Below are 25,197 nucleotides of genomic sequence, written 5' to 3' on the forward strand. Positions count from 1 at the left end.
AGATGAAAAAATTTCTAATTTTTATTGCAAGTGTTGCACTTTTTGTTGGTTGTGCTAAAAACCCTGAACCAAAAAAACACGAAATGCAAGGTTGTAGTGCAAACTGCGGTATGCAAATGCAAAAATGTGGCGAGGGCTGCGGTATGAATGATAAAAAAATGCCAATGCAAGGCTGCCCAATGCATCAAAATATGCAACACAAGCACTAATTTTAGGGGGTTTTGCCCCTAGAATTTTATCACTGCAAAATTATCTTTGGTGCTTAGAATTTCTACCCTGTCGCCGTCTTTTAGCTTTGATTTTAGCCCCTCATCAAAGTGCCAAAAAGTACCTTTAAAATATACCATATCGTTTTTAATCACGCCAAAGCCACGCTCGTTTAAAAAGTCATCTTTTATCTCGTTTTTTTGGCTCTTTTTAAATGGCTTTTTTAGAGCAAATATCAAAATTATTGAAAAAATCGCCGATAAAATCAGCCCAAAATACCAGCTAAAATCAATAAAAAAGCTTAAAATTCCAGTCGCTAAAAAGCCAAGCCCACAAAAGAGCAGATAAAACGAGCCAAACATAAGCTCGGCTAAAATTAGGCAGATACCAGCGATTAAAAAGCTCATTGTTTCTTGCCTAGGAATTCTTTTAGCACACTTAGTGAGCCGATTAGCTCGCTAGCTTCATAAGGGACTAAAATTTTATCTTTGCTCGTGTTTTTGGCTAGTTCGTTAAACGCCATAACTCTGTCCTTTGCTAGTAGAAATTCAGCCGCATTTTGGTTCTGGCTCATACTTGCATTTATCATATCCATAGCCTCTTTTTGTGCGGTGGCAAGGGCGATTTGCTCGTATTTTTTAGCATCAGCCATACGCTCAATCGCCTCTGCTTGAAGGACTTTTTCTTGTTTTAGGGCTTCTGCGTTTCTTATTAAAGCCGCTTTTTCAGCTTCGGCTTTTAGCTCAATGGCACGTTTTTCACGCTCGGCTTTCATCTGTAAATTCATAGCCTCCTCAATCCCGCTAGGGACTGAAATTTCAGAGATTTCAACACGCATAATCTTAACGCCCCAGTTATTTGCAGCATCTCCAAGTGCGACTTGAAGTGCGCTATTTAGGCGGTCGCGTGAGCTTAGTGTGTCATCAAGATTCATAGCGCCTATCTCGCCACGAAGCGTAGTCATTGCTAAATTCGCGATCGCACGCTTGTAGCTATCAACGTTATAAAGTGCCATTTTGCCATCCGTGACCTTTAAAAACACGATGCCATCAACGCTGATATTTACGTTATCCTTTGTGATAACCTGCTGTTTTGTAATATCTACAAGCTGTTCTCGTATCGTAATCTCGTCTCTGATTTGGTCAATAAAAGGTATGATAATGTGAAATCCGCCGTCAAGCACCTTGTGAAATCTGCCGAGTCGCTCAACGATATAAATATCTGATTGTGAGACGATTTTAACGGCTAGTTTTAAAAACACGACCACTAAAATCACAACCAAAAATGCCATTATGATAAAAATTTCATTGTCTTGCACTTTTACCCCTTTTTTATATTTTTTTGATATTATACACTAAATTTATGATAAAGGATAGATATATGAAAGTTAAACAAAAGGTTTTTTTAGCCCTTGCGGTTTTGGCTTTTGCTGGGTGTGCAAATACGCAAAATGCCCTGCCAAATGGGACTTGTGGCGTAAGCACAGCACAAAAGTGCGAGATGAAAAATGAGCTTACTGGCGTTTATAAAACCACTCTGCCGTGTGCGGATTGTGACGGGATTGAAGCGACTTTGATTTTAAAAGACGATAAGAGGTTTTCATACATTATGACCTATGAAAATCAGCAAAAATACACGGATAATCAAAGCGGAGTTTATAGCGTTGCTGGCGATATTTTAACGACTGAAAATTTATACAAAGAGAAGCAAATGTATAAGATTGTTAATGGGGCGTTAAAAATGCTTGATTCTCAGGGCGATGAAGTCAGTGGCGAACTAGCCGAATTTTATACCTTTAAAAAAATCCGCTAAAATAGGTGCTTAAAGCACCTGTTGGTTTTTGTTTTTAGTAAAAAATTATGAAAGTTTGGGTTAGTAGATAAGAGGTTTGTTTTTAAAATTTGCTAAAAAGCAGTAAAAATGCTAAGAACATCATTAAAAATCCGATGAAAATTTCTAGAATTTTCCACGAAATTGGTTTTTTAAATAATGGCAAAAGCACTCTTGAAGCGTATCCGAGCGTGAAAAAGAACACAAATGAAGCGGCGGCTGCTCCAAAGCCAAAAATGATATTTTTATCTGCAAATTTAGCAGAAACTGAGCCGATAAGAAGCATAGTGTCAAGATAAACGTGCGGATTTAGCCAAGTAAAAGCCAGTGTTAGAAGTATCGTTTTTTTAAGGCTTTGGGCTGGTTTTTCATCAATTTTCATTGCGTGATTTTGTCTAAATGCTGTCCAAAAACTTCTTAAAGCATAACAAAAAAGAAACAAAAATCCGCCATAAATTGCTATCTGTTTTATCGCTGGGAATTTACTTACAACGTAGCCAAGCCCTAAAACACCGCTAAAAATAAGCAAAGCGTCAGACACGGCACAAATTAGGCACGTGATAAAAACGTGCTGTTTTAAAATACCTTGCTTTAAAACAAAGGCGTTTTGAGCCCCAATGGCTAAAATAAGCGATAAACCAGTGCCAAATCCAGATAAAAATGCATCCATTAAAATCCTTAAAATTTTACATAAAATTTTACAAAAAATTGCTCTTAAAAGTGTTACAATTTTACACAATTAAAGATATAAAATTGAGCCAAGTCGTATCATATTTGAGCCAGATTTTATGGCAATTTCATAATCGCTACTCATACCCATTGAGCAGATTTTTGCTCCTTTTAAATTGCTAAAAATTTTATAAGTAGCTTCAAAACTAGCTGAAATTTTGCTTACTTCATCGCTGTGAGTGCCGATACTCATCACGCCTAAAAGGTTGATATTTTCGCACTCTTGCGAGATTTTGTGATAAATTTCAGCTGCCATTTCTACGCTCACGCCTTGCTTTGTATCTTCGTTTGCCGAGTTGATTTGTAAAAGCGTGTCAAGCTTGAAATTTAGCCGTTTATTAACAGCCACCGCACGCTCAAAGCTATCACAACTCTGCCATAAAATAGGCTTTAATGCGATTAGTTGGTTGATTTTATTATCTTGAAGTCGCCCTATCATATGCCATTTTATGGGCAAATCGGCAAGTTCGGACTGCTTTTTTGCCATCTCTTGGATTCTGTTTTCACCAAAGTCAATCTGTCCTTGTGAGTATAAATTTCTAACCTCATTTTGTGTTACGTTTTTACTCACTGCAACAAGCCTGACACCACTTGAAATGGCGTTGATTTTATCTAATAAATCGCTTAAAACTATCATTTATAAACCCCGCTTAATCTCATAATATCGTTAAAAGTCGCCACGAGCATTAGCATTAAAAGCAACGCCCAGCCAACGTATGTAAGCCACACAAAGACCTTTTGGCTTACTTCACGGCGAAAAATCAGCTCGTAGGCGTTAAAGATGATATGACCGCCATCAAGGGCTGGGATTGGCAGTAAATTTAGTATGCCAAGATTTACAGAAATTAGTGCTGTGATGACTAAAAGCACGACAAAATCGCTCTTTGCAGCCTTTGAAGTAATGTCAGTAATTTGGACAATCCCGCCCATTTCTTTAATCGGCACGATACCAAGCACCAGCTTTTCAAAGCTTAAAAATATGAGCTTTGAAGCCCAAATTGTTTGCGAAAATGCGTATTTTAGGGCGTCAAAGCCGGTGTGATAAATTTTTACAAACTCGCCCTTTGGCGAAATTCCAATGAGCGGTTTTTGGATTACTTCGCCAAAAATGCTCCTACTTTCGCCGATTTTTGGGGTTAGAGTTATATTTAAAATTTCGCCATTTCGCTCAATTTCTAGCGTCGTTGGCTCGGTTTTTACAAGCTCTGCTATCTCGTCCCACTCTGAAATTTTCACGCCATTTATTGCAGTTATTTTATCATCTGGTGCGATTTTTGCACTCATAGCGGCTGAGTTTTCAAGCACCTTGCCAACGACTGGCGAGAGCTTTTCAACGCCTAAAATTCCAATAAAAATGTAAAGCAAAAATGCTAAAAATATGTTAAAAAACGGCCCAGCAAAGAGTATGTAAATGCGTTTTATCGGGCTTAGGGTGTTGTAGCTATCAGCGTCATAGTTTCTATTGGCTGGGTCAGCGTCATCTTGCCCTTTTAGCTGGACATATCCGCCAAGTGGTATTGCACTAATGCAATAATCGGTGTTTTTAATGCGTTTAACGAAAATTTTATCGCCAAAACCAATGCTAAATGTCAGCACGCAAACGCCGAGCGAACGAGCCGCTAAAAAATGTCCAAGCTCGTGAAAAAATACCAAAAACGAGATGATAAAAATCGTAACAAAAAAGTGCCACGAATAGGCATAAAGCCCGACAGCAAGGATTATGGCTAAAAAAATAATGCCCTTCACGACCTAATCCTTGCAAAGCTTTCTCGTAGGCTCTCACGCATTTTGTAGTTGATATTTTGGCTATCTTTTAGCGAGCGTTCGACCGAACCTTCAATACTGCTTAAAATTTCAAAAAGCTCGCTCTCCCAAGTGGTTTCATCTTTTTTTGAGTTCATATTTTGAATAAAAGTAAGCTTTCTGCTAGATTGCGAAAGCTCGGCTAAAAACTCATCTTTTAGGCTCTCATCTTTTAAATTTTCATCGTTTGCTAACTGCCTTAACGCTCTAATTTGCGCGTCAATCTCATCGCAAAATTCCTTGTATTTTTGCGTTTTATCATCGCTAATTAGCACTAAATTTTGGCGTTTTGGCTCTAAATTTTCATCTTTTAACGCCTCGTTTTTATCAATATTTTGCGTCATTTTTGTAATCTGCATATAAAGTGCAAAGCCCACGGCTAGGCAGATTACAAACGCCATTGTTATCTCATTCATCTTTTATCCTTTCTTAAATTTATCGCACTCTCAATGCTAATTAGGGCGATTGCTGTCCAAATTAGGCAAAATGAGATTAGCTTGTAAGTTTGAAGCTCTTCATTAAAAATCACGACAGCAACTAGCATACTTAAAGTCGGCGAAAGATACTGAACGTAAGCTAGGGTGGTTAGCTTCATTCTTGTCGTGGCTGCATTAAACATTACAAGCGGTATAATCGTAACAATGCCAGAACAAATCATCAAAAAGCCGTTAAAATCGGCTTTGAAGTGGTTTTGGTCAATGGCAAAAAGATAGAAAAAATACGCCATTGAAATGGGAAAAACTAGCAGAGTTTCAATAAAAAGCCCCTGCATAGCCGCAACTTTTATAAATTTTCTAATGCCGATATAAATGGCAAACGAAAGTGGCAACATAAGCGAGATAAATGGCAAGTCGCCGATACCATAAATTTGCGTTAAAATCGCTAAAAACACGATGAAAATTCCAGCCTTACCGCAAGGTGTGATTTGCTCTTTAAAGACTAAAAATCCGACAAAAATATTAACAAGTGGATTCATAAAATAGCCCAAACTTGCCTCTAAAATTCGCGAGTTACTTACTGCATAGACGTAAATTAGCCAGTTTAAGCTAATCATTACGCCACTTAAAAATAGTAAATTTAGGGTTTTTTTGTTTGAAATTAACGCCTTAATCTGCTCAAAACCGCCAGTAAAATAAAAAAACATCGCCATACAAACGACTGACCAGATTATTCGGTGAATTAGTATCTCCCACGCCGATACGCCTTGAAAGAGCTTAAAAAATATCGGAAATACGCCCCAAATAACAAAAGCACCGATAGCTAAAAAAAAGCCCTTAGTGGCTTCATCTTTATAATTCATCAAACGCCTTAAAAATAAAAGGCTGATTATAGTTTTATCTTGTTTAATAAAGCATAAAAATTAAGCTTTTAATGATATAATCGCAACTTTTATAAATTTTAAGTAAAGGTAAAATTATGAGTTGGAGCAAGGATAGTTGGCGAAAATACAAAATTTTACAACAGCCGACTTATGTAAATCAAGATGAGCTAAAAGAGATTGAAAACAAGCTCTCATCGCTACCACCGCTTGTTTTTGCAGGCGAGGCTAGAAGGCTAAAAGAGGAGCTAAAAAGGGTTTGTGAGGGCAAGGCGTTTTTGCTTCAAGGTGGCGATTGTGCCGAGAGTTTTTCAAATTTTAGTGCAAATAACATAAGAGATATGTTTAAGGTAATGCTTCAAATGGCTATCGTTTTAACCTTTGGTGGCAGTATGCCAATTGTCAAGGTCGGACGTGTAGCAGGGCAGTTTGCAAAGCCTAGAAGTAGCGATTTTGAGGAGATTAATGGGGTTAGTTTGCCTAGTTACAGGGGCGATATTATAAACGGCTTTGAATTTAGCCAAAATGCCCGTGTCCCAGACGCAAAACGTATGATTGATGCGTATTATCAATCAGCTTCTACGATGAATTTGCTTCGTGCATTCTCGCGTGGTGGTTTGGCTGATTTACACCAAGTGCATAAGTGGAATTTAGGCTTTACAAAAAGGGCTGAGATTAATGAAAAATACGCCGAGCTAACCGATAGTTTAAGCAAGACTTTGGCGTTTATGCAAGCTTGCGGTATGACATCTGAAAATACGCCAATTTTAAGCCAAACGTCATTTTACACATCGCACGAAGCCTTGCTTTTGCCTTACGAAGAGGCACTTACTCGCGAGGATAGCCTAAGTGGCGAGTGGTATGACTGCTCGGCACATATGCTTTGGATAGGCGAAAGGACGCGTGGGGTTGATGACGCTCACGTGCATTTTTTAAGTGGGGTTAAAAACCCAGTCGGCGTTAAAATCGGACCAAGTGCAAGTGCTGATGATATTAAAAAAATAGCTAAAATTTTAAATCCGCAAAACGAGGCTGGACGGCTAAATATCATCATCAGAATGGGTGCTGATAAGATAGGCGATAAACTGCCAAATCTGCTAAAAGAGCTAAAAAGCGAGGGGCTAAATATTGTTTATAGCATTGACCCAATGCACGGCAACACGACAAAGGCGACAAATGGCTACAAGACGCGTGAATTTGGTAAAATTTTAAGCGAAGTAAGAAGCTTTTTTGAAATTTCACGAAGCGAGGGTGTTTATCCGGGCGGAATTCATCTTGAAATGACCGGTCAAGATGTGACAGAATGCACAGGCGGCGCATTTAACGTAACAGAGCAGAGCCTAAAAGAGCGATATGAAACGCAGTGCGACCCAAGATTAAATGCAGACCAAGCACTTGAACTTGCATTTTTAGTCGCTGATTTTTTGAAAAAAGCGTGAATTTTCAAGGCAAAAAGCCTTGAAAATTTCACTAAATTTTACCGCCTTCAACGACAACTGACTCAGGGTCAATATCATCGCCATAGACGCTTTTTAGCGTAGCATCGTAATCTTTGTGAAAGAAATTTTCTTTGCCAAGCTCAATAATTTCGTTATTTAGCCAGTCAAGCAGTGCTTTGTTGCCCTTTTGCACGGCTGGTGCGATGACGTCCTTATCGCCAAAGCTGTCAATGCCGACTTTAAAGCCCGGATTTTCTTTAACCCACGCAAAAAGCAGGGTGTTATCGTGCGATAAAGCGTCGCCTCTGCCATCAAGTAAGGCAGCAAAGGTTTCAGTGTTTTGATCAAATTTCACAAGCTCAATCTCTGGGTGATTTTTCGTAAAATACGCATCTGCTGTCGTGCCTTTATTTACGATTAGCTTTTTGCCTTTAAGCTGTGAAATGTCGGTGATTACGCCATTTTGTGGGCTTACCACGCCAAGCGAAACCTTCATATAAGGCAGCGCAAAATCAACGATTTTTGAACGCTCAGGGGTTTGCGTGAAGTTTGCTAAGATTATATCAACCTTATTTGCGACTAAAAATTCAGCCCTGCTAGCAGCCTCAACAAGCTCAAATTTTACCTTGCTCTCATCGCCAAGCAAATCCTTTGTGATACGCTTTGCAAAATAGACATCATAGCCTTGATTTTTGCCATCTTTATCCACAAAGCCAAATGGTGGCTTATCGCTAAAAACGCCGATACGAACAAAGCCTTGCTCTTTGATTTTAGCCACGCTATCAAGCTGTTTAGCGTCAGCGACCTTATCCTCACCGCAACCCGTTAGAAAGACGGCAGCGATGATTGCCAAAAATGAAAAAAACTTTTTCACTCTTTCTCTTTTAAAATAAAATGGGATTTGATTTATACTTTAAATTTTATAAAAATAAGATAAAATGAGCCTTTTTTAAATTATCTTATTTTAATAACCATTTCAGGCTCATCTCTTAGCTCATAATCGCCACTATCTCTAAAATCTCTTAAATAATCCCTACGCTTGTAACCACTATCTCTAAACGGCTCTTTGATTACGATATATGTATCAAATCTTGAATTTATATCGCCATTATACTCATCATCGTAAAAACTTTGACGCCTATCATCGTTGTAATAGCTATATCTATCTTTTTTATAATGTTTCTTTTTTGGCACGAGAATAATCGTGTCATCGTTTCGGTAATCATCATATGCCACTCCAAATGTAAAAAGCATTATTGCGACTAAGAAAATTTTCATTTTTTGCTCCTTGTAAAGAAAATTTTTAAATATTATTGCTATGTAAATAAAATATCATTTAAACAAAAGCAAAATTTTAGTTTTTTTAGTTAAAATTGTCAAAATTTATTTTAAACGAGGGGTAAAAATGTCTTTATCTGTAAAAGCAACCGTTGCTGGTCTATCTTTAATGGCTATGTTAAGTGGCTGTATGTCTTCAATGAATATGGGTGGCGGTAAAACTGTCGCTACTGGCTCAGCTGGTGGCGAGAATGCACAAAATGCAAATTCTCAACTTGAAAGATGCTCTCAATCATTGGGGACATTAACAATATACGAAGATAGGGATTCTGACTGGTATAGCGTATTAACAAGAGATTATCGCTTAACTTCAACCGTGCCAGTTATTAGGCTTTTAGCACAGCAGTCAAATTGTTTTGTTATAGTTGAGCGTGGCAAGGCTATGAACCAAATGATGGAGGAGCGTGCTTTGATGAAATCTGGCGAACTTAGAAAGAACTCAAATTTTAAAAAAGGACAAATGGTAGCGGCTGATTACACGGTTACTCCAAGCATAACATTTAGTTCAGGCAACACAGGCGGTATAGGCGGTGTTGTTGGTGCTTTATTTGGCGGTATTGCTGGTGCCGTCGCTGGTGGCGTTCAAACTGCTGAGGCTGGCACTGTTTTAACACTTATAGAAAACAGATCAGGTGTTCAATTAGCAGCAGCTGAGGGTAGTGCAAGCAATATGGACTTTGCAGGTCTTGGTGGACTGTTTGGTAGCAGTGCAGGTGGTGCACTTGGTGCTTACTCAAAAACTCCACAAGGTAAGGTCATAGTCGCTGCATTTACAGATTCTATGAATAACCTAATTAAGGCTGTCAAAAACTACAAAGCACAAAGCGTAAAAGGCGGTCTTGGTGCTGGTGGGACGCTGAAAGTCTCTGATTAATCATTAAAAGTCCGATTTATTCGGACTTTTAAAAACTAAATAGATTTAAAAATTTCTTTGCTCTTTCGCTTTTGGGGCTGGTAAAAAACTCATCTGGTGTGCTAATTTCTACAATCTGTCCAGCGTCCATAAATACGATTTTATCGGCAACCGCACGTGCAAAGCCCATCTCGTGAGTGACAATTAGCATAGTCATCCCGTCCTTTGCTAAATTTATAATCACATCTAAAACTTCACGCACGATCTCTGGATCAAGTGCTGCTGTGACCTCGTCAAATAGCATAAGTTCTGGCTTCATACAAAGGCTTCTAACAATGGCTATTCGTTGCTTTTGACCGCCTGAAAGCTCACGAGGACGTGCAAATTTCTTATCCTTTAAGCCGACCTTTTCAAGCCACATATCAGCCTCACGCTCCACTTCATCACGGTTTCGTTTTTGTGCTTTTAGTGGTGCTAAAATGATATTTTCTATCACATTTAAATGCTCAAAAAGCTCGTAATGCTGAAAGACCATACCGACTTTTTGACGCATTTTTGTCCAGTTTTTATAGTCCTTTGTAACCACTTCGCCGTCAATTACAATCTCGCCACTTTGGATATTTTCAAGTCCGTTTATAGTGCGTAAAGTCGTTGATTTACCACAGCCTGAGGGTCCAAGCAAGACGATGACTTCGCCACGATTTACGCTTAAATTTATATCCTTTAAGGCTTGTGTTTGCTCATAAAATTTATTTACATTTTTTAACTCTAAAATTTTCATCTCTACTCCCAACGGCGCTCTAACTTTTGCGATAATTTTGATATCGGATAGCAAATTATAAAATATAAAAAGAATATAAAGCCATAAATCCAAAAAGGTGCTAGATTATCGCTAAAAACGTGCCTTTCTATGATTTGCTGACCGACTTTTACGACTTCAATTACGCCGATTAATACCACGATTGAGGTTGTTTTTATCATTCTGCTAAGCAAATTTACAGCACCCGGCACCAAGCGCCTTGTAGCAAGTGGTATGATGATATAAATGTAAATTTGAAGCCTGTTTAGCCCAAGCGAAGTCGCGCTCTCAAACTGGTGCTTTGGTATAGAAACGACGGCACCTCTAACGATATCCATCATCTCAAAAATTCCCCAAATGCTAAACACGACAAGCGAGGCACCAAATGCACTTAAATGCAAATTTAACGCACGTGCTAAACCAAAATAAAATATAAAAAGCCAGACGATTGTTGGCATTATCCGCACGATTTCAAGGCAAATTTTAAGAGTGGCGTATAAAAATCGGTTTTTTAGGCTCATTAAAACGCCTAAAATCAGTCCGCCAAAAACTGAGATGATGATTGAAAGGATTGAAATTTCAAGGCTTATGAGAAGTCCTTCGCCAAGTCTAAGCAAATTTTGGGCGTTAAAAAGCACACTATCTTGCACGAACTCTCCTTTCAAGTAGCGAAAGCACCAGCGAAATTGGCAAAATGATGACTAGATAGCTAATAACAAGCATAAACAACGCCTCGTCCGTTTTGTAATAAAGCCCGATTAAATCCTTTGCAACATAGACCAAATCAGCAAGGGCGACAATGCTAACGATTGAGGTTTCTTTAAGCAAGAAAATCACGTTTGCAGCGATGCTAGGTAGCGAAACGCTAAACGCTTGTGGCGTGATTATGTGGTATAAAATTTGCACCTGATTTAGCCCAAGACTAAGCCCAGCTTCAATCTGACTCTTTCTAACCGCCTCATACCCAAGCCTAAAACTCTCAGCCATATAACTACCGCCTAAAAACGCTAAACCGATGACAGCACAGCTAAACGAGCTAATGCTAACGCCAAGCTTTGGCAGTCCGTAGTATAAAAAGAAAAGCTGGATTAAAAGCGGTGTGTTGCGGCTTAGCTCAACGTAGCCATTTACGAGCGGGATTAGAAATTTTACCTTATAATACCGCACCGACATACAAAAAATGCCTATTACGATTGAAAAGAAAATCCCTAAAAATGCAAGTTTGAGCGTTAAAATCCCAGCCTTAACATACATAGGATAAAACTCGCTAATAAACTCAAAATCCATAAAATTCCACTTCTAAATTTTCTAAAAGTGTGATTGTAGCTAAAAAATGCTAATTTATGCTAAAATGAGCGTTTTTAAAATTTGGAGTTTTTATGGATATTTTTCAGATTATCGGATTTTTGGGTATGCTTTGTATTGTTGGGGCGTATTTTTTGCTTCAACTTGGCAAGATTAATGCAGAAAATTTAGCCTATCAATACATAAATTTGGCTGGTGCGATTTTACTCATCATCTCGCTTTTAGTGCATTTTAATCTTGGGTCATTTTTGATTGAAGTTTTTTGGATTTTTATAACAATTTTTGGGATTTTTAAAATTTACAAACAAAGGATAAAGCGATGATTAGAGCATTTGGCGAGTGGGAGAAGCAAGAGTGCTTACTCTTATCTTTACCGCATAAAAACACCGATTGGCAGCCATATTTAGATGAAATTTTAGCTAGCTACGAAGAGCTTGTAGGGGCTATTACGCCATATCAAAAGTGCGTTTTAATCTGTCCGGATACGCAAATTTTAGAGCGTTTTAAGAAATTTTCTAACTGCGAATTTTTAAAGATTGCCACCGATGATACGTGGATTAGGGACTATGGTATGATTGATGTTTTGTGTAGTGGCGCTATAAAAAGCTACGATTTTAGCTTTAACGCTTGGGGTAATAAATTTAAAAGTAGCAACGATAATGCCGTAAATACTGCATTAAACGCGCATTTTAAGGGCGAGCTAGAAAGCGTTGATATGGTGCTTGAAGGCGGTAGCGTGGATTTTAACGGTGAGGGCGTTTTGCTTACGACTGAGCATTGTTTGCTAAATGAAAATCGCAATCCAAGCCTAAATAAGAGCCAAATTGAAGCAAAATTAAGTGAGCTTTTTGGCTTAAAACGCACGATTTGGCTAAAAAATGGCTTCATAAAGGGTGATGATACCGATCATCACATTGATACACTGGCTCGTTTTATCACGCCTGATACGATAGCTTACGCAAGTTGCGATGATCGTGCTGATGAGCATTTTAACGAGCTAAATGCGATGAGAGCCGAGCTTGAAAATACCGGCTTTAAGCTACTTGCTCTGCCGCTGCCTAGCCCGAAATTTTATGATGATAAAAGGCTTGGCTGCACCTATACAAATTTTATATTTATAAACAACGCTCTAATCGTGCCAACTTACGATGATAAAAACGATAAAATCGTGCTTGAAATACTGCAAAATGCCCTGCCAAATCACAAGGTAATTGGCGTAAATTCGCTCGTTTTTGTCCGCCAAAACGGCTCACTTCACTGCTCGTCACAAAACAAGTATCACGCTTTTGCGAAGCAAAATGTTTCTAGCGAAGCGAAAAACAAGCGAAGCGGTGCCGACAGGCAGGTTTTTAGCGAAGCGGGAGAATAGATTTGCAAGATGAAATTAGCCAAAACAAATCCATTTTTGCTTAAAAAAATAGCCGTGATTACGGCCGGACTTACCGCTGTAATTTTGGCGATTTTTAAATTTATAGCCGGATTTTTAAGCGGTTCGGTTTCGGTGATGAGCTCAGCCATTGACTCTATGCTTGATTGCTTGGTTTCGTTTTTAAATTTCTTAGCACTTAAAAAATCAAGCGATGCGCCAAATGCGAAATTTAACTACGGATACGGCAAACTTGAAGCACTCTCATCGCTCTTTGAGGGCGTTTTTATCGTTGGTATCGGACTTTTTATCCTTTATCAAAGCGTTAAGAAAATTTTTATACCAGAGCAAAATTTTGATGTTAGTATCGGACTTTATGTTATGCTAGTTTCGCTCATACTAACTGGTGCTTTGATACTATTTTTAAACAAAATCGCAACCCTAACAAACAACCTAATTATCAAAGCAGACGCACTTCACTACAAAAGCGACTTTTATTCAAACCTAGCCATCATCATCGCTCTAATCGTGATAAAATTTACTGGCTTTGTATTAATTGACGCGATTTTAGGCATAGTAATTAGCATTTATATCATCTACTCGGCAATCTCGCTCATACGCGAAGGGGTGCTAATTTTGCTTGATGCTGCCCTGCCTAGCCAGATCATAAACGAAGTGGTGCAAATTATCCTTTCAAAGCCTGAAATTTCAAGCTTTCACTACCTAAAAAGTCGCCAAAGCGGAGCTTACACATATCTAAGCTACCACCTAGTTTTTAACGGCAACTTTTCGCTTTTAAAGGCGCACGAAATTTCAGATGAGATCACAAAAGAGATAAAAGCTAGGTTTAATGATAAAATTTGGATAATCACGCCAGAGCTTGACCCAGTTGATGATAGCGGTGGCGAAAATCACGGCAACGACGAGCGTTGCGTAATATCAAATAAAGGAGAAAAATGAAAACAGCACTAATTCAGCAGAAATTTCACGGCACAAAAGAAGCCACGATAGCTAAAACTTGCGAGCTAATCGCACAGGCAAAGCAGGGCGGGGCAGAGCTTGTGATTTTACAAGAGCTTCATCAAACGCAGTATTTTTGTCAAAGCGAGGACGTGGGCTTTTTTGATTTGGCAAATGACTGGGAGAGTGATGTGAAATTTTGGGCAAATGTGGCAAGGCAAAATGGCGTAGTTTTGGTCACTTCGCTGTTTGAAAAACGCACCGCCGGACTTTATCACAACACCGCTTTTATCTTTGAGCGTGACGGGACTTTGGCTGGTAAATACCGCAAAATGCACATACCTGATGACCCGCAGTTTTATGAGAAATTTTACTTTACACCGGGCGATCTAGGCTTTGAGCCGATACAAACGAGCGTTGGCAAACTTGGCGTCTTGGTGTGCTGGGATCAGTGGTATCCAGAAGCGGCTCGTTTAATGGCGTTAAAAGGGGCTGAAATTTTAATCTACCCAACGGCGATAGGTTGGTTTGATGAAGATACAGATGCTGAAAAATCGCGTCAGCTAGAAGCGTGGGTCGCTGTGCAGCGCGGTCATAGCGTGGCAAATGGCGTGCCTGTCGTGGCAGTAAATCGCACTGGCTTTGAAGCTGATAGCTCTGGGGTTAGCAAAGGCATTAGATTTTGGGGTAATAGCTTTGTTTTTGGGGCACAAGGGGAGCAAATTTTTAGGGCAAACGAGCAAGATGAGGCGTGTTTTTTGGTGGATATTGATATGAAACGAAGCGAAAATGTGCGTAGAATTTGGCCATTTTTACGCGACAGGCGGATTGAAAACTACGCTGGTTTAACTAAAAGATTTATTGATTAAATATTTGGCTTTATGATTTTGCTAATCATAAAGCCGATAAATGATTTATATTTTGCCGATTTCTTTTATTATATTGTTGGCTTTTTTTACGAGAAAAATAAAAATCAATAATAAAATTATAAGCAGACAAAAAACAAGGCTTATTAAGATATTTTCGCTAATCTCAAATTTATCCACTGCCCAAATAATAACCCCAATAAAAGCATCAATAATTACAACAAGCCACACTTTAAGCATAGTTAGTTTTCTTTTTGCTTCATTTAATGTTTGCATTTTTGTCCTTGTTAATTTTGGATATTATAACAAAATTATAATTGTTTGACTTTAACGTTTAAAAAGTATTTTATCTCAAAAAACAAGCTTACAAACCAAAAAAATTATGCAGTTTTTTGATAAAAATTTGTTTGATTTGAAGTAGAACTTCGTATTTTGTTAAAAAAAAGGGGGGGGCTTCTTTTGCGTTTTGCTTTTAGAACGAGCAAAGCGAAGTAGGGTCGCCCCTGCCATAACTTACAAACAGAATTTTGTTTATTTTGCAATAGAACGTTGCTTGAAATTTAAAAAGTGCCATTTGTTTTTCTTTAAGGGAGAAGGGGGCTTGAATTGCGAAGTCACCCCCTTCTCCCTTAACAACCCTTATCCCCGATAACGCTTCTAAGGTGGTGAACATCTGCCGATTAAAAGTCGGCGTTCGCTAGTTTTATTTTTTTACATTCTAGCGTTTTTAAAATTTTAAACTAAAAAATTATGCTGTTTTTGATAAAAATTTTTGTGGTTTGAAGTGGAACGTTGCATTCTATTTTGAGTGTCGCTCACTCTATTTTAAGGGAGAAGGGGGCTTGAATTGTGTTCTGCTTGCAGCTACGAGCGAAGCGAAGTAGGGTCGTACCCCTTCTCCCTTAACTATAACTCGCAAAAAATCAAAACAATGTCGTAACATTGTTTTGATTTTCGTTTGCTTCCCCCACGACAACGCTCTATCGTGCGAACACCTGCCGATTAAAAGTCGGCGTTCGCTAGTTTAGTCTTCTTACGTTCTAGTGTTTTTGAAATTTTAGTCTAAAAAATATGCTGTTTTTTGAGAAATTCTGTGGCTTGAAGTAGAATTTTGCATTTTATTTTGAGTGCTTCTTTTGTATTTTGCTTTTATCACGAGCAAAGCGAATAGGGTCACTCCTTTCTCTCCGCTATAACTCACAAACCACAAATTTTTTACACTTTCACAGACCACCAAAACAATGTCGTAACATTGTTTTGGTTATCATCTGCTTACCAATCAATTCGGCGGTTTGTGCGGTTTGAGACATTATCGGTGTCAATGACAAATTGTCCGACATCGGTTTTATTACCATTTTTATCGTAGCTTCTGCCGCCCCAGTTGCTTGATTTGCCGTAGAAATTCACTTCTAGGACGTTCTCACCTATGCCACCATTTTGGACGTTGCTCTCATCTAACAGATACGGCGAAATGTCGCCAAGTTTGATGAAAATTTTATCCTTACCGCCTTTGTTGCTTGATAGTCTGATGTCTTGTTTGCCCTGATTTACGGCACCGATACCACTTATTCTAGCGGTGTTTAGGGCTCTTTGGTCTGTCCAGTAAGCTCTTGGGTCTAGATTGTTTTCAGCTTGATTTACAAACCAATCTTTTAAATTCTCACTTGCAAACTCTGGCGTTGAGTTTAGGATTAGCCCGGTTGTGCTTAGGTCGTTCATTAGTGTGCCGTTTGCTTGGCAGTCTTTGCAGTAAAATCCATAATAAAGCTTAGCGTCAAAGCCACTTGACGGACCTTCGTAGTAAGGTGCGTAGAGTTTGCCTTGTATCATTAGGGCGTCGTGGGTTGTGTTTATGTTGGCTGTGGTTTGCGAGTAGCTGTTTGAGAGCGTGTAGGCTTGTCTTGTGCCATCATCTTTTTCAAAGTCAGCCGAGCCATTTACCTTTAAGTCGCTGATGAAAAATTCTTGCGATGAGATGACAAATGGGGTTTGTGGATTTTGTCTGTAACGTGGGCTTACGTTTATGTATATATTTGCCGTTGAAGCCGTGTCAAAAAAGGCAGTTTCGGCTTTTAGTGGCATTTTGTTTTTGTTTTCTGTTGGATAGAATTTTGAATAGCCGTTGCTTATGCCACGTAGTTTATTTGCTTCATTGTAATTTGTGCTTGTATCATCTAAATTTAGCCCAGTCGTGTTTGTCGCTAGTGCTATGCGTTTAGCTAGTGGCTGGTCTTTGTTTGGCGAGTTATCTATAAATGGTATGCGTGTGCGTTTTGCGGTTATGTTGCTTCTTAGTGTTGGGTCGGTTGAGTTTATATCGCCTACGTTTGAGTAGTTAAGCGTAAAGCTAACTGGCTCGGCGTAGCAGTTGGTTGTGAAATTTGATAATTCTGTGCCGTTTTGGGCGACTGCTTTTATGCTTAAATTTAGCGTGGCTTTTTGCTTTAAGCTCTCATCGCTTGAAGTTGCGTTAAAATCATCTAAATACGTGTAGCCGTTGTTTGCATTTGTAATGCCATTAAATGTCGCTTTTATACCAGCTGGGATAAATTTTAATGTATCGGCTAGCTCAATGTCACAATCAACCAAATCCCTATTAAATGGCTGAGCACCGCCACCACGCCTACACTCTCCGCCGTATTGAGATGTGCCTTTGTTATCTACGCCAGTCCATTCTTGGTCAAGCACCCTAAGTCCAAATTCCATTAGATTAAAGTAGCTAAACACGCCAGTTCTTGCTTCGTTGTTTGTGAAATTTATTTTATTATGATCGTTAAGTGGCACGGCTGTGCTAGCACAATCAGGCTGGTGCTTTTTGGTTGAGAATGGGAAGTTGTATTCTTTATCGTATTTGCCAGTTCTAATTGAATCAAACGAGCCTTGTGCTACGTGCGTTTGATTATCGTGCTTGACTGGTAGGGCAGTGCCGTTTGCACCCATTGCTTTTATACTAAAATAGTAGGTTTTACCAGCGATTAGCTTCATTTTATCAAGTGGGTTACCTACTGGTAGTTTGCCATTTTGGTCTCTATTGTAAATATTAAACGATAAATTTGCTGGGCGGATTGAGAATGTATCTGACTCGCTTACGGCTGTGCCAGTTATCACGTTTTTATTAAACTGCCCATTCGTGGCTGGATAGATGAAAAATTGTGCCTTTGTCGTTAGCTTTTTATCCATATTTGGGATATCAAAGCAGTATCCGCCTTGTGGGACATTTATTACTGGTAGGTTGCCTGTGCCGTAGATGAAGTCGTATTCGTTTGTTTCGTGTTTTATCGGATTGTTTTCATCGCTTTCATCTGAGTATTTTGCGTTATATTTTAGTGCTACGATGACTGGCTCATCGCCACTTGTTAGACTTGTTCCACCATTTTCATCTTTGGCGATTATGCAAAATTGCCCACTTTTACCCACCTGCCTAGCTCTTAGCGGACTACCCCAAAGCCAGTCAAGGCTCTTGCCACCGCTTTTAAATGCGTCTAGGAATTCCTTATCTGCTATCTTGTATTTTACCCCAGCCTTTGGCTCTTCGGTGCAAAAGCCGTCAGTTTTAGGCGAGTAAAAGTTTGTATTTGGGATAGCTGAATCGCCCATTGATTGTTGCATTGCTAGGGCGAAGTAGCTATTTGCTGATTTGCTACTTTTGATTGCTATTTGGAATTTATAATTGCCCGGCACCATAGGGTGATTGTGTCTTAAAATATCTCTTGTAATGCTTCTTGTTTCGCCGTCTTTGCCTTTTTCTGTTGATGATATGTCTTTATTGCAGTCAATGCCACTACACACAAATTGCTGTCCATCAATTAAAATTTTATAGTTGCCGTTTAAATTTGAATGAAGTGCATAAATGTTTTGCTGAAAAATATTTAATATATTTTGTTGGCTTAAAGTATATGAAGTAGTTACATTTTTTAGCATATCTTTAACGTTATCATCAAAGCTTTTTGAAGTGTTGTATTTTAAAGAGCTTACGTGTTGCTTGCTGTTTCTAAAATCATAAACATAAGTGCCGTTTGTGCCACCAGCTCTTAACATATAATTTGGTATTTGAATATTACCTTCAAGGTAAATCGTAAAATCGCCAGTAATTTCAGGGTAAAGGTCAAAGAAATTTTGGGTAAATGAAAATCTTGTATCCTTGCCGACGTAAAATCTTTGTCCGTTTTTATTTGCGTCAGGGTATGATTTTAGGCGGTTTGTATCGCTTAAATATAAATTTTTGGCTGTTTGGTTTGTTGTGTTTATGGTTGTTTGAATATTGTCAGTCCAAGAGGCGACATTGTTTAAATTATTTATATCTTTGTGACCTTTATAAACAAACATTTTAAGCCCACTAATTGCCTTAACGCCGTTTATGACTTGACACTCGGCAAAAGCACTCGTGCTAAAAAACGCTGTGGCGAGTAAAAGGACAACAGCCCTTTTAAGCGTAGAATTTCGCGGATTTAACATTAATTAACTCCCATAGTTTGAATTTTTAGCGATTATATCACAAAATATAAAAATAAGGCTTTAAAATTGCAAGTGTTTCATTTTTATACATTTTTTATTTAAAATTTAAAACATTTTTACACATTAAACAAATTACAAATACAAAAATGCAAAAATGACAAAAATTTTAAAGGAGAGATGATGAAAAAAAGCAGTGTTTTAATCTCAGCACTCTTGCTAAGTGCTTCGCTAAATGCCAAAGAATTCGTAAGTATCGGCACTGGCGGTATGACTGGGACTTACTATCCAATAGGTGGCGCGATTTGTCGCTTGGTAAATAAAAATCCACAGATAAAATGCTCAGTCCAATCAACTGGCGGGTCGGTGTATAACGTAAATAATGTCCTAAAAAACGAGCTAACCTTTGGCTTCGTGCAAAGCGACGTGGTCTATGAGAAATACAACGGCGTAGGTAAATTTAACAATATGGGCGACACGAAGCTTCGTTCGGTGGTATCAATATATCCAGAGCTTTTAGCCTTTGTCGTATCAAAAGCGAGTGGGGTTAAAGAGATCGCTGATTTAGCAGGTAAAAAATACAACGTAGGCAACCCGGGCAGTGGCAATGAAGTAACGACTTTGGCGGTATTTAACGCTGTTGGCTTTGACGTGGCAAGTCTTGGTCATCGTGGCGTTTTAACCGTGCAAGAGTGCCCACACGCACTAAAAGATAAAAAGATAGACGGATATAGCTTTATGGTCGGACATCCGACAGCAAATATCACAGACGCTGCAAATTCATTGCCAATAGATATACTTGATATAAGCGGTGAGAAAATAGATGAATTAATCGCTAAAAATCCATATTTTGCTAAGGGCGTGATACCAAAAGGTAGCTATGAAGGCGTGGATAAAGATGTGCAAAGTGTTGGCGTAAAAGCCGTGCTTGTTACAAATGATAGTGTAAGTGATGAAGCGGTAAAGCTTGTAGTAAAGGCGATACTTGATAATTTTGACGAGTATAAAACTCTTCATCCAGCACTAAAAGCCGTAACAAAAGAGAGCCTACTTGAAGGCTTATCAGCTCCACTTCATCCAGCAGCACAAGCCGTATTTAAAGAAGCTGGACTTTTAAAATAACTTCTTAAAGAGTTAAAACCTATTTTTTGATAGGTTTTAACCATTAATCTAACACTTCATAAATAAAAATATTTAAAATTTATACAAATAAAAATAATTTTTAATATTTAATAAATAATTAAGTAAAAATTTAAGGGGGGGGGGTATAATGACCTGCATATTTTTTTAAAGGAGAAAATAATGAAAATTTCACGTGTGGTATGTGCTACATTATTTGGCGTTTCGCTTAGTGTTAGCTCTACTTTTGGTTACTCAGTCGATGAGAAGCTTGATGAGATAAATAAAAATTTAAAAGCTTACAACGATTTTTATTTACCATTGCAAGATAAGTCGGCTGATATGGCACAAAAACTAGGCAAGATAGAAAGTGATATAAAAAATGTTACCACTAATGATTTAAATACTGGCGGTAAATATGAAGTGCTTGGCGATATGTTTAAATTTGTCTTAGATAACTACGCAAAAACAGGGCTTAAAGTAGGTATTGGCAGTTACGATGATGAGAACCCTGACCTTTACAAAGATGACGGCAGAGATACCGGTGGCTGGACAAGTATAGCAAAGGCACTTACATTTACTGCTGAAAATGGTAGAAATGTAAGTATAAGTTATTATGATAATATTCAGATTAAGTTTGATAACGGCGAGCAGAATATAATTAGTTTAGGTCAAGATGGAAAGCTATATGCAAGCTCATCTTCTAGTGGCGACACAATCTTTCAAAGCGGTTTAAGTAAAAATGATTTAGCTAAAATAGCAAGTTTAGTAGAAAATAGCGTAAAAAATAGTGTAGATATGTTTAAAGTTCAAACGCTTGTTGATGGTTTGACAACGTTTATTGCGGACAAAGATGAGAGTGAGTATAAAGATAATGCGAAATTTTTAGCTATGTTTAATGAGATTAAAAAACTTGGCAACTCAGACGATGTCTTAAAATCTGTGGATCTATTTTATGAAGCAACTGCAAGAAAGTTAGAGTTGATAAAAGATAGTATCTCTAAACTAAACGAGATAAAAAATATATCAGGCGACAAGAGTGCAAAAGTAAAAGAATTTAATGAATTTTTGGTAAAAAATAACTTCTCACTTGGAGTAGATAAACTATACTCAATAGATGGTTATGTAAATAAAGCAGCCACTGACATAAGCGATGATGATTTAGATAAAATCTTAAATGTGCTAAAAGCAGAGCAAAAAAACTATGAAGAGGATATAAAATTCGGCAAAGACTATATGGCTTCTAATGATATGAAAGCTATGCTTGATAAATTTTTTAACTTACAGCCACCTAGATACTCAGTAAGCCAAAAGCTTGATGAGATAGAAAAAAATTTAAAAGCTTACAATGATTTTTATCTCCGCCTACAAGACAATTCAGCCAACATAGCACAAGAGCTAGGCAAGATAAATGGCGATATAAAAAATGTAACTAGTGATGAGCTAAATACTGGCGGTAAGTATGAAGTGCTTGGCGATATGTTTAAATTTGTTTTAGATAACTACGCAAAAGCAGGGCTTGAAGGTAGCATAGGCTCATACGATGAACTTGATGACCCAACAGACATAGAAAGTGGTGGCTGGGTAAGCATCGCAAAGGCACTTACATTTACCACAGAGGACGGCAGAAATGTAAATATAAGTTCTAGTGGCGGTCGCATTTTCATTAAGATTGATAATAGTGAGGGCAATTTAATTGAGTTAAGCAAAGATGGAAAGTTAGTTGCAAACACTTATGGCGAAGGCAGTAATGCTCAAACAAATACAATCTTTAAAAGCGGTCTAAGCAAAAATGATTTAGTAAAATTAGCAGGTTTGGTAGAGAGTAGCATAAAAGGTAGCGTGGATGGATTTAAAAACCGCATACTTGATTATGGTCTTTTAGATTTGGCTGTTGAAAAAGATGAGAGTGAGTATAAAGATAATGCGAAATTTAAAGCTATACTTGAAGATATCAAAAAACTTGGCGACTCACAAGATATCCTAAACGCTCTAAAATCAAACACTCAAAGAGATAAAAAGTATTTAGAGCTGATAAAGGAGACTATCTCTAAACTAAACGAGATAAAAAACATATCAGGTGATAAGAGTGCAAAGCTAAAAGAGCTTGATAAATTTTTGGTAGAAAATAACTTCTCATTTGGAGTACATAATAAATACTTAATAGATGGTTATGTAAGTAAAGCAGCCACTGGCATAAGCGATGATGATTTAAATGAAATCTTAGCTGTGCTAGAAAAAGAGCAACAAAACTATGAAACCTACGTAAAAGATAGCGACGAGGCTTTGGCTGATGAGCAAAAATATAAGAGTTTGCTTGATAAAATTCTAAGTGGCACCACTACAACAGACCCAGTAACCCCACAAGAACAAGCAAAGGCAGAAACAGAAGCCATAAATAGTGCAAATGAGGCTGTAAGCAAGACAAACGGGATAAAAAGCGAAGTAGCAGAGGCCCAAAATAATCTAGCACAAGCAAAGCTTGATGTAATAAAAATAAACGCAGACCCAACCGCTACAACAGAGCAAAAAGAACAAGCCCTAGCCAAACAAACAGAGCTTGAAAATCTCGTAAAAGAGAAACAAACAGCACTAAATGAAGCTAAACAGGCTCAAAATAAAGCCATAGAGAAAAAAATAGAAGCTATCACAAACAACTCAGCTAACAAGCTAGAACAAACCGAAAAATCAGTCGCACTAGCATTAGCAAGTATAGTGTCAAAAGATGATGTAGCAGAGCTTTTATTAGGCGATAAAGATAGCATAATAAGTGCCGTAAAAGACGCTGTAAATTCTGTAAAGACAGCTTCTGAGACGTTAAATAGCAAGGTAGGCACTGATATTATAAAATTCTCAGCCGATATAGCGACAAATACACGCTTAGCAAAGCTATCAAATCCATTTAACGATGACCTAGCCCTAGCTTATGCAATCTCAAATTTAAAAGGCGAGGCATTTGCTGATGGTGGTGATAGTCTATCAAGCGTGGTAAGAGGCTATACAAATAGATTTAGCCACGATAACAGCCTTTGGGCGACACTTGTCGGCTCAAAAAGTAGCGTTAAAAACGGCGTAGATAGCAAACTATACGGCTTTAATATAGGCTATGATAAAACCTTTGATAACACAATTGTTGGCTCATACCTAACATACGCAAAAACAAAGGCAAACAATAGCATAATCAACAACGAGGCCGATAATTATCAGTTTGGAGTTTATTCAAGAAGCTTTATCCAAAATAGCGAAATAGACGCGAAATTGTCATTTGGCGTCGGTAAAAATGAGCTAAAAAGGATACAAAATCAAAGCGAACAAACAGGCAAGTATGATACAAAATTCCTTGCAGCAGAGCTTACATACGGCTACATTTTTGATTTAGGTAGTGAAATTTATGCTAAACCACTAGCTGGTGTTGCTTACACATACGCTTCAAGCAAGGCGTTTGATGAGAGTGGTACATTTGCTATAAAGTGGGGTAAAAATACACAAAAATCTCTAAGTCTTAAAGCCGGTGTAGAGCTAAGAAAATACGTAGCTGATGGTAGTTATCTTTATATCACACCAGCTTACGAGCAAGAAATTTACAAAAAGAATAACGACCTTCGCTTAAATTATGTCGGTTCAGATTACGATATAATCATAGGCTCTGGCGAGAAAAAACACGGCTATGCTGTAATTCAAACTGGTGCTGATTTTGCAATAACTCCAAATTTATCAACAAACATAAACTTTGGTGCAAAAGCAAGAAGTGGCGAGAAATACTACAATGGCACACTTGGACTTAGATATAAATTCTAACTCACTAAACCCCTGTAAATCAGGGGTTTATCTACTTTTTTATACCACTTTTTTAATTGCTAGGTAGTTGTTTTATTAAAGCAAAAAGCTAAATTATTTTGTTATTTTTAGTCGTTTTCTGACTTTTTAGTAACTCAAAACTTTGGTGTAAAAGCAAGAAGTGGCAAGAAATACTACAACGGATATAAATTCTAGCTCATTAAAACTCTGTAAATCAGGGGTTTAGCTACTTTAATTGCTAAGAAAAATTAAGTGATTTAGCTGTTTATTAAAGCAAGAAAAGTCAAAATAAATTAAAATGTAATTGAGCAGTTTAATAAACTACGGGTTTAACCCGTAGTGTTAGAAATTTAGTATTTCGTGTAGTTTTGTGGTGTATTTGCTGTTTTTTATGCTGTTTGAGTAAAGATCTTGATAGTCATACATTCTGTCGTAGTAGTCGTTTGTGTCTTGTCTATTTATGCTCACTCTTGCAATATCCAAACTAGCGCCCACAAAAGCACCAGCACTCTTGCCACGCTCTGAAATGTAGGCTGAAATTTCAGGTAGATTTGTAGTCGTAGCTGCACTTTCGCCTTTGTTTATGATAGCGGCTGTGGCTTTTAGACTTATCGTGTCATCTCCCTCAAAAATTTTCTTATACGCCCTAGAATTTCTAAGTAAAATCACGACATCCGTTGATGAATAACCAGCTTGAATCCCAGCACTCACGCCGTGATAATCAATAAAAAACGGCGATGACCAGCCACCATCATCGTTTTTAGCGATAAATACACCCTTGCCGTTGCTAAGTGCTAAGCCAATGCCAGATTTAACCAAATCAGGTATAACAATCACGCCTTTGACGTCTTTTAGCTTCTGGCTATCCACGTTTTGTAAAAATCCACTCATTATGTTAATGGCGTTTTTTACCATTTGATTTTGCGTAACATCGGCATTTAAAACACCAAAAAGCAGTGAAACTGCAAAGAAAATTTTGCAAATAGATCTCATTTAAGCACCTTTTTTGTGAAAT

Annotated in this window: 25 protein-coding genes; 10 read left to right on the plus strand and 15 right to left on the minus strand. The window is 37.9% G+C overall.

Annotated features, from left to right (window positions below):
• Positions 1-2: 2 nt before the first annotated feature.
• The gene (locus tag NYG85_RS01710; RefSeq protein WP_284936634.1) at positions 3-209 is read left to right on the plus strand and encodes a hypothetical protein; all 207 of its coding nucleotides are present in this window, start codon (positions 3-5) and stop codon (positions 207-209) included.
• Positions 210-227: 18 nt separating this feature from the next.
• Here the strand turns inward: NYG85_RS01710 and NYG85_RS01715 are convergent, their stop codons facing one another.
• Positions 228-614, minus strand: coding sequence for an NfeD family protein (locus NYG85_RS01715; RefSeq protein ID WP_284936636.1), 387 nt, complete (start codon positions 612-614; stop codon positions 228-230).
• Positions 611-1,498, minus strand: a complete 888-nt coding sequence (locus NYG85_RS01720; RefSeq protein WP_284936773.1) for an SPFH domain-containing protein — start codon at positions 1,496-1,498, stop codon at positions 611-613. Before NYG85_RS01720 ends, NYG85_RS01715 begins: the two co-directional genes overlap by 4 nt.
• Before the next feature lie 89 nt (positions 1,499-1,587).
• Between NYG85_RS01720 and NYG85_RS01725 the strand changes: the two genes are divergently transcribed.
• Positions 1,588-2,019, plus strand: coding sequence for a copper resistance protein NlpE (locus tag NYG85_RS01725; RefSeq protein ID WP_284936637.1), 432 nt, complete (start codon positions 1,588-1,590; stop codon positions 2,017-2,019).
• A gap of 82 nt (positions 2,020-2,101) precedes the next feature.
• Here the strand turns inward: NYG85_RS01725 and NYG85_RS01730 are convergent, their stop codons facing one another.
• The 5 genes from NYG85_RS01730 to rarD all read right to left on the minus strand — a co-directional run bounded on the left by NYG85_RS01730 (position 2,102) and on the right by rarD (position 5,869).
• Positions 2,102-2,707 (minus strand): LysE/ArgO family amino acid transporter, encoded by a 606-nt coding sequence (locus NYG85_RS01730; RefSeq protein WP_284936638.1) that lies wholly within the window; start codon positions 2,705-2,707, stop codon positions 2,102-2,104.
• 69 nt (positions 2,708-2,776) lie between these two features.
• Complete coding sequence (locus NYG85_RS01735) at positions 2,777-3,403, minus strand: YggS family pyridoxal phosphate-dependent enzyme (RefSeq protein WP_284936639.1); 627 nt, start codon at positions 3,401-3,403, stop codon at positions 2,777-2,779.
• Positions 3,400-4,512 (minus strand): RIP metalloprotease RseP, encoded by a 1,113-nt coding sequence (gene rseP, locus NYG85_RS01740; protein WP_284936640.1) that lies wholly within the window; start codon positions 4,510-4,512, stop codon positions 3,400-3,402. The genes NYG85_RS01735 and rseP overlap by 4 nt, the downstream gene beginning before the upstream one ends.
• Complete coding sequence (locus NYG85_RS01745) at positions 4,509-4,985, minus strand: hypothetical protein (RefSeq protein WP_284936642.1); 477 nt, start codon at positions 4,983-4,985, stop codon at positions 4,509-4,511. The genes rseP and NYG85_RS01745 overlap by 4 nt, the downstream gene beginning before the upstream one ends.
• Positions 4,982-5,869, minus strand: coding sequence for an EamA family transporter RarD (rarD, locus tag NYG85_RS01750; protein ID WP_284936643.1), 888 nt, complete (start codon positions 5,867-5,869; stop codon positions 4,982-4,984). Before rarD ends, NYG85_RS01745 begins: the two co-directional genes overlap by 4 nt.
• 116 nt (positions 5,870-5,985) lie before the next feature.
• On the opposite strand from rarD, the gene NYG85_RS01755 reads away from it, so the two are divergent.
• The gene (locus NYG85_RS01755; RefSeq protein WP_284936644.1) at positions 5,986-7,326 is read left to right on the plus strand and encodes a class II 3-deoxy-7-phosphoheptulonate synthase; all 1,341 of its coding nucleotides are present in this window, start codon (positions 5,986-5,988) and stop codon (positions 7,324-7,326) included.
• A gap of 31 nt (positions 7,327-7,357) precedes the next feature.
• Here NYG85_RS01755 and NYG85_RS01760 read toward each other — a convergent pair whose 3' ends face one another.
• Positions 7,358-8,200 carry a cysteine ABC transporter substrate-binding protein gene (locus NYG85_RS01760; RefSeq protein ID WP_284936645.1) on the minus strand — a complete coding sequence of 281 codons (843 nt, stop codon included), beginning with the start codon at positions 8,198-8,200 and terminating at the stop codon, positions 7,358-7,360.
• A gap of 80 nt (positions 8,201-8,280) precedes the next feature.
• Positions 8,281-8,604: a hypothetical protein gene (locus tag NYG85_RS01765; RefSeq protein WP_284936646.1), complete on the minus strand. Its 324-nt coding sequence runs from the start codon at positions 8,602-8,604 to the stop codon at positions 8,281-8,283.
• Positions 8,605-8,731: 127 nt separating this feature from the next.
• Between NYG85_RS01765 and NYG85_RS01770 the strand changes: the two genes are divergently transcribed.
• Complete coding sequence (locus NYG85_RS01770; protein ID WP_284936647.1) at positions 8,732-9,538, plus strand: CsgG/HfaB family protein; 807 nt, start codon at positions 8,732-8,734, stop codon at positions 9,536-9,538.
• Between the two features lie 28 nt (positions 9,539-9,566).
• On the opposite strand, the gene NYG85_RS01775 is transcribed toward NYG85_RS01770, so the two are convergent.
• From NYG85_RS01775 to NYG85_RS01785, 3 genes are read right to left on the minus strand one after another with little or no spacing between them, the layout of a single operon-like run.
• A complete protein-coding gene (locus tag NYG85_RS01775; RefSeq protein WP_284936649.1) occupies positions 9,567-10,298 on the minus strand; it encodes an amino acid ABC transporter ATP-binding protein in 732 nt (243 codons plus the stop codon).
• 2 nt (positions 10,299-10,300) lie between these two features.
• Positions 10,301-10,966: an amino acid ABC transporter permease gene (locus NYG85_RS01780; protein WP_284936650.1), complete on the minus strand. Its 666-nt coding sequence runs from the start codon at positions 10,964-10,966 to the stop codon at positions 10,301-10,303.
• Positions 10,956-11,603 (minus strand): amino acid ABC transporter permease, encoded by a 648-nt coding sequence (locus tag NYG85_RS01785; protein ID WP_284936651.1) that lies wholly within the window; start codon positions 11,601-11,603, stop codon positions 10,956-10,958. Before NYG85_RS01785 ends, NYG85_RS01780 begins: the two co-directional genes overlap by 11 nt.
• Before the next feature lie 92 nt (positions 11,604-11,695).
• Here NYG85_RS01785 and NYG85_RS01790 point away from each other — a divergent pair, with 92 nt between their 5' ends.
• The 4 genes from NYG85_RS01790 to NYG85_RS01805 are packed head-to-tail and all read left to right on the plus strand — an operon-like array spanning position 11,696 to position 14,816.
• Positions 11,696-11,944: a CBU_0592 family membrane protein gene (locus NYG85_RS01790; protein WP_284936652.1), complete on the plus strand. Its 249-nt coding sequence runs from the start codon at positions 11,696-11,698 to the stop codon at positions 11,942-11,944.
• Positions 11,944-12,990, plus strand: a complete 1,047-nt coding sequence (locus NYG85_RS01795; RefSeq protein WP_284936775.1) for an agmatine deiminase family protein — start codon at positions 11,944-11,946, stop codon at positions 12,988-12,990. The genes NYG85_RS01790 and NYG85_RS01795 overlap by 1 nt, the downstream gene beginning before the upstream one ends.
• A 9-nt stretch (positions 12,991-12,999) precedes the next feature.
• The gene (locus tag NYG85_RS01800) at positions 13,000-13,947 is read left to right on the plus strand and encodes a cation diffusion facilitator family transporter (protein WP_284936654.1); all 948 of its coding nucleotides are present in this window, start codon (positions 13,000-13,002) and stop codon (positions 13,945-13,947) included.
• Complete coding sequence (locus tag NYG85_RS01805; RefSeq protein ID WP_284936655.1) at positions 13,944-14,816, plus strand: carbon-nitrogen hydrolase; 873 nt, start codon at positions 13,944-13,946, stop codon at positions 14,814-14,816. The genes NYG85_RS01800 and NYG85_RS01805 overlap by 4 nt, the downstream gene beginning before the upstream one ends.
• Before the next feature lie 45 nt (positions 14,817-14,861).
• On the opposite strand, the gene NYG85_RS01810 is transcribed toward NYG85_RS01805, so the two are convergent.
• Both NYG85_RS01810 and NYG85_RS01815 read right to left on the minus strand, forming a co-directional pair.
• A complete protein-coding gene (locus NYG85_RS01810; protein ID WP_284936656.1) occupies positions 14,862-15,089 on the minus strand; it encodes a hypothetical protein in 228 nt (75 codons plus the stop codon).
• A 996-nt stretch (positions 15,090-16,085) separates the two neighbouring features.
• The gene (locus tag NYG85_RS01815) at positions 16,086-19,268 is read right to left on the minus strand and encodes a hypothetical protein (RefSeq protein WP_284936741.1); all 3,183 of its coding nucleotides are present in this window, start codon (positions 19,266-19,268) and stop codon (positions 16,086-16,088) included.
• Between the two features lie 180 nt (positions 19,269-19,448).
• On the opposite strand from NYG85_RS01815, the gene NYG85_RS01820 reads away from it, so the two are divergent.
• Positions 19,449-20,387: a TAXI family TRAP transporter solute-binding subunit gene (locus NYG85_RS01820; RefSeq protein WP_284936742.1), complete on the plus strand. Its 939-nt coding sequence runs from the start codon at positions 19,449-19,451 to the stop codon at positions 20,385-20,387.
• A 180-nt stretch (positions 20,388-20,567) separates the two neighbouring features.
• Entirely contained in the window at positions 20,568-24,182 is a 3,615-nt protein-coding gene (locus NYG85_RS01825; RefSeq protein WP_284936743.1) for an autotransporter domain-containing protein, read from the plus strand.
• A 342-nt stretch (positions 24,183-24,524) separates the two neighbouring features.
• On the opposite strand, the gene NYG85_RS01830 is transcribed toward NYG85_RS01825, so the two are convergent.
• Positions 24,525-25,175 carry a lipid-binding SYLF domain-containing protein gene (locus tag NYG85_RS01830; RefSeq protein WP_284936745.1) on the minus strand — a complete coding sequence of 217 codons (651 nt, stop codon included), beginning with the start codon at positions 25,173-25,175 and terminating at the stop codon, positions 24,525-24,527.
• Positions 25,176-25,197 lie beyond the last annotated feature (22 nt).

The organism is Campylobacter gastrosuis (genome assembly GCF_030249845.1).
Taxonomy (GTDB): Bacteria; Campylobacterota; Campylobacteria; order Campylobacterales; family Campylobacteraceae; genus Campylobacter_A; species Campylobacter_A gastrosuis.

Bases quoted from the DNA above. Each gene is read 5' to 3' on its own strand.
- NYG85_RS01710 (WP_284936634.1), top strand. From the start codon at position 3: ATGAAAAAATTTCTAATTTTTATTGCAAGTGTTGCACTTTTTGTTGGT.
- NYG85_RS01715 (WP_284936636.1), bottom strand. From the start codon at position 614: ATGAGCTTTTTAATCGCTGGTATCTGCCTAATTTTAGCCGAGCTTATG.
- NYG85_RS01720 (WP_284936773.1), bottom strand. From the start codon at position 1,498: ATGGCATTTTTGGTTGTGATTTTAGTGGTCGTGTTTTTAAAACTAGCC.
- NYG85_RS01725 (WP_284936637.1), top strand. From the start codon at position 1,588: ATGAAAGTTAAACAAAAGGTTTTTTTAGCCCTTGCGGTTTTGGCTTTT.
- NYG85_RS01730 (WP_284936638.1), bottom strand. From the start codon at position 2,707: ATGGATGCATTTTTATCTGGATTTGGCACTGGTTTATCGCTTATTTTA.
- NYG85_RS01735 (WP_284936639.1), bottom strand. From the start codon at position 3,403: ATGATAGTTTTAAGCGATTTATTAGATAAAATCAACGCCATTTCAAGT.
- NYG85_RS01745 (WP_284936642.1), bottom strand. From the start codon at position 4,985: ATGAATGAGATAACAATGGCGTTTGTAATCTGCCTAGCCGTGGGCTTT.
- rarD (WP_284936643.1), bottom strand. From the start codon at position 5,869: ATGAATTATAAAGATGAAGCCACTAAGGGCTTTTTTTTAGCTATCGGT.
- NYG85_RS01755 (WP_284936644.1), top strand. From the start codon at position 5,986: ATGAGTTGGAGCAAGGATAGTTGGCGAAAATACAAAATTTTACAACAG.
- NYG85_RS01765 (WP_284936646.1), bottom strand. From the start codon at position 8,604: ATGAAAATTTTCTTAGTCGCAATAATGCTTTTTACATTTGGAGTGGCA.
- NYG85_RS01770 (WP_284936647.1), top strand. From the start codon at position 8,732: ATGTCTTTATCTGTAAAAGCAACCGTTGCTGGTCTATCTTTAATGGCT.
- NYG85_RS01775 (WP_284936649.1), bottom strand. From the start codon at position 10,298: ATGAAAATTTTAGAGTTAAAAAATGTAAATAAATTTTATGAGCAAACA.
- NYG85_RS01785 (WP_284936651.1), bottom strand. From the start codon at position 11,603: ATGGATTTTGAGTTTATTAGCGAGTTTTATCCTATGTATGTTAAGGCT.
- NYG85_RS01790 (WP_284936652.1), top strand. From the start codon at position 11,696: ATGGATATTTTTCAGATTATCGGATTTTTGGGTATGCTTTGTATTGTT.
- NYG85_RS01800 (WP_284936654.1), top strand. From the start codon at position 13,000: ATGAAATTAGCCAAAACAAATCCATTTTTGCTTAAAAAAATAGCCGTG.
- NYG85_RS01805 (WP_284936655.1), top strand. From the start codon at position 13,944: ATGAAAACAGCACTAATTCAGCAGAAATTTCACGGCACAAAAGAAGCC.
- NYG85_RS01810 (WP_284936656.1), bottom strand. From the start codon at position 15,089: ATGCAAACATTAAATGAAGCAAAAAGAAAACTAACTATGCTTAAAGTG.
- NYG85_RS01815 (WP_284936741.1), bottom strand. From the start codon at position 19,268: ATGTTAAATCCGCGAAATTCTACGCTTAAAAGGGCTGTTGTCCTTTTA.
- NYG85_RS01820 (WP_284936742.1), top strand. From the start codon at position 19,449: ATGAAAAAAAGCAGTGTTTTAATCTCAGCACTCTTGCTAAGTGCTTCG.
- NYG85_RS01825 (WP_284936743.1), top strand. From the start codon at position 20,568: ATGAAAATTTCACGTGTGGTATGTGCTACATTATTTGGCGTTTCGCTT.
- NYG85_RS01830 (WP_284936745.1), bottom strand. From the start codon at position 25,175: ATGAGATCTATTTGCAAAATTTTCTTTGCAGTTTCACTGCTTTTTGGT.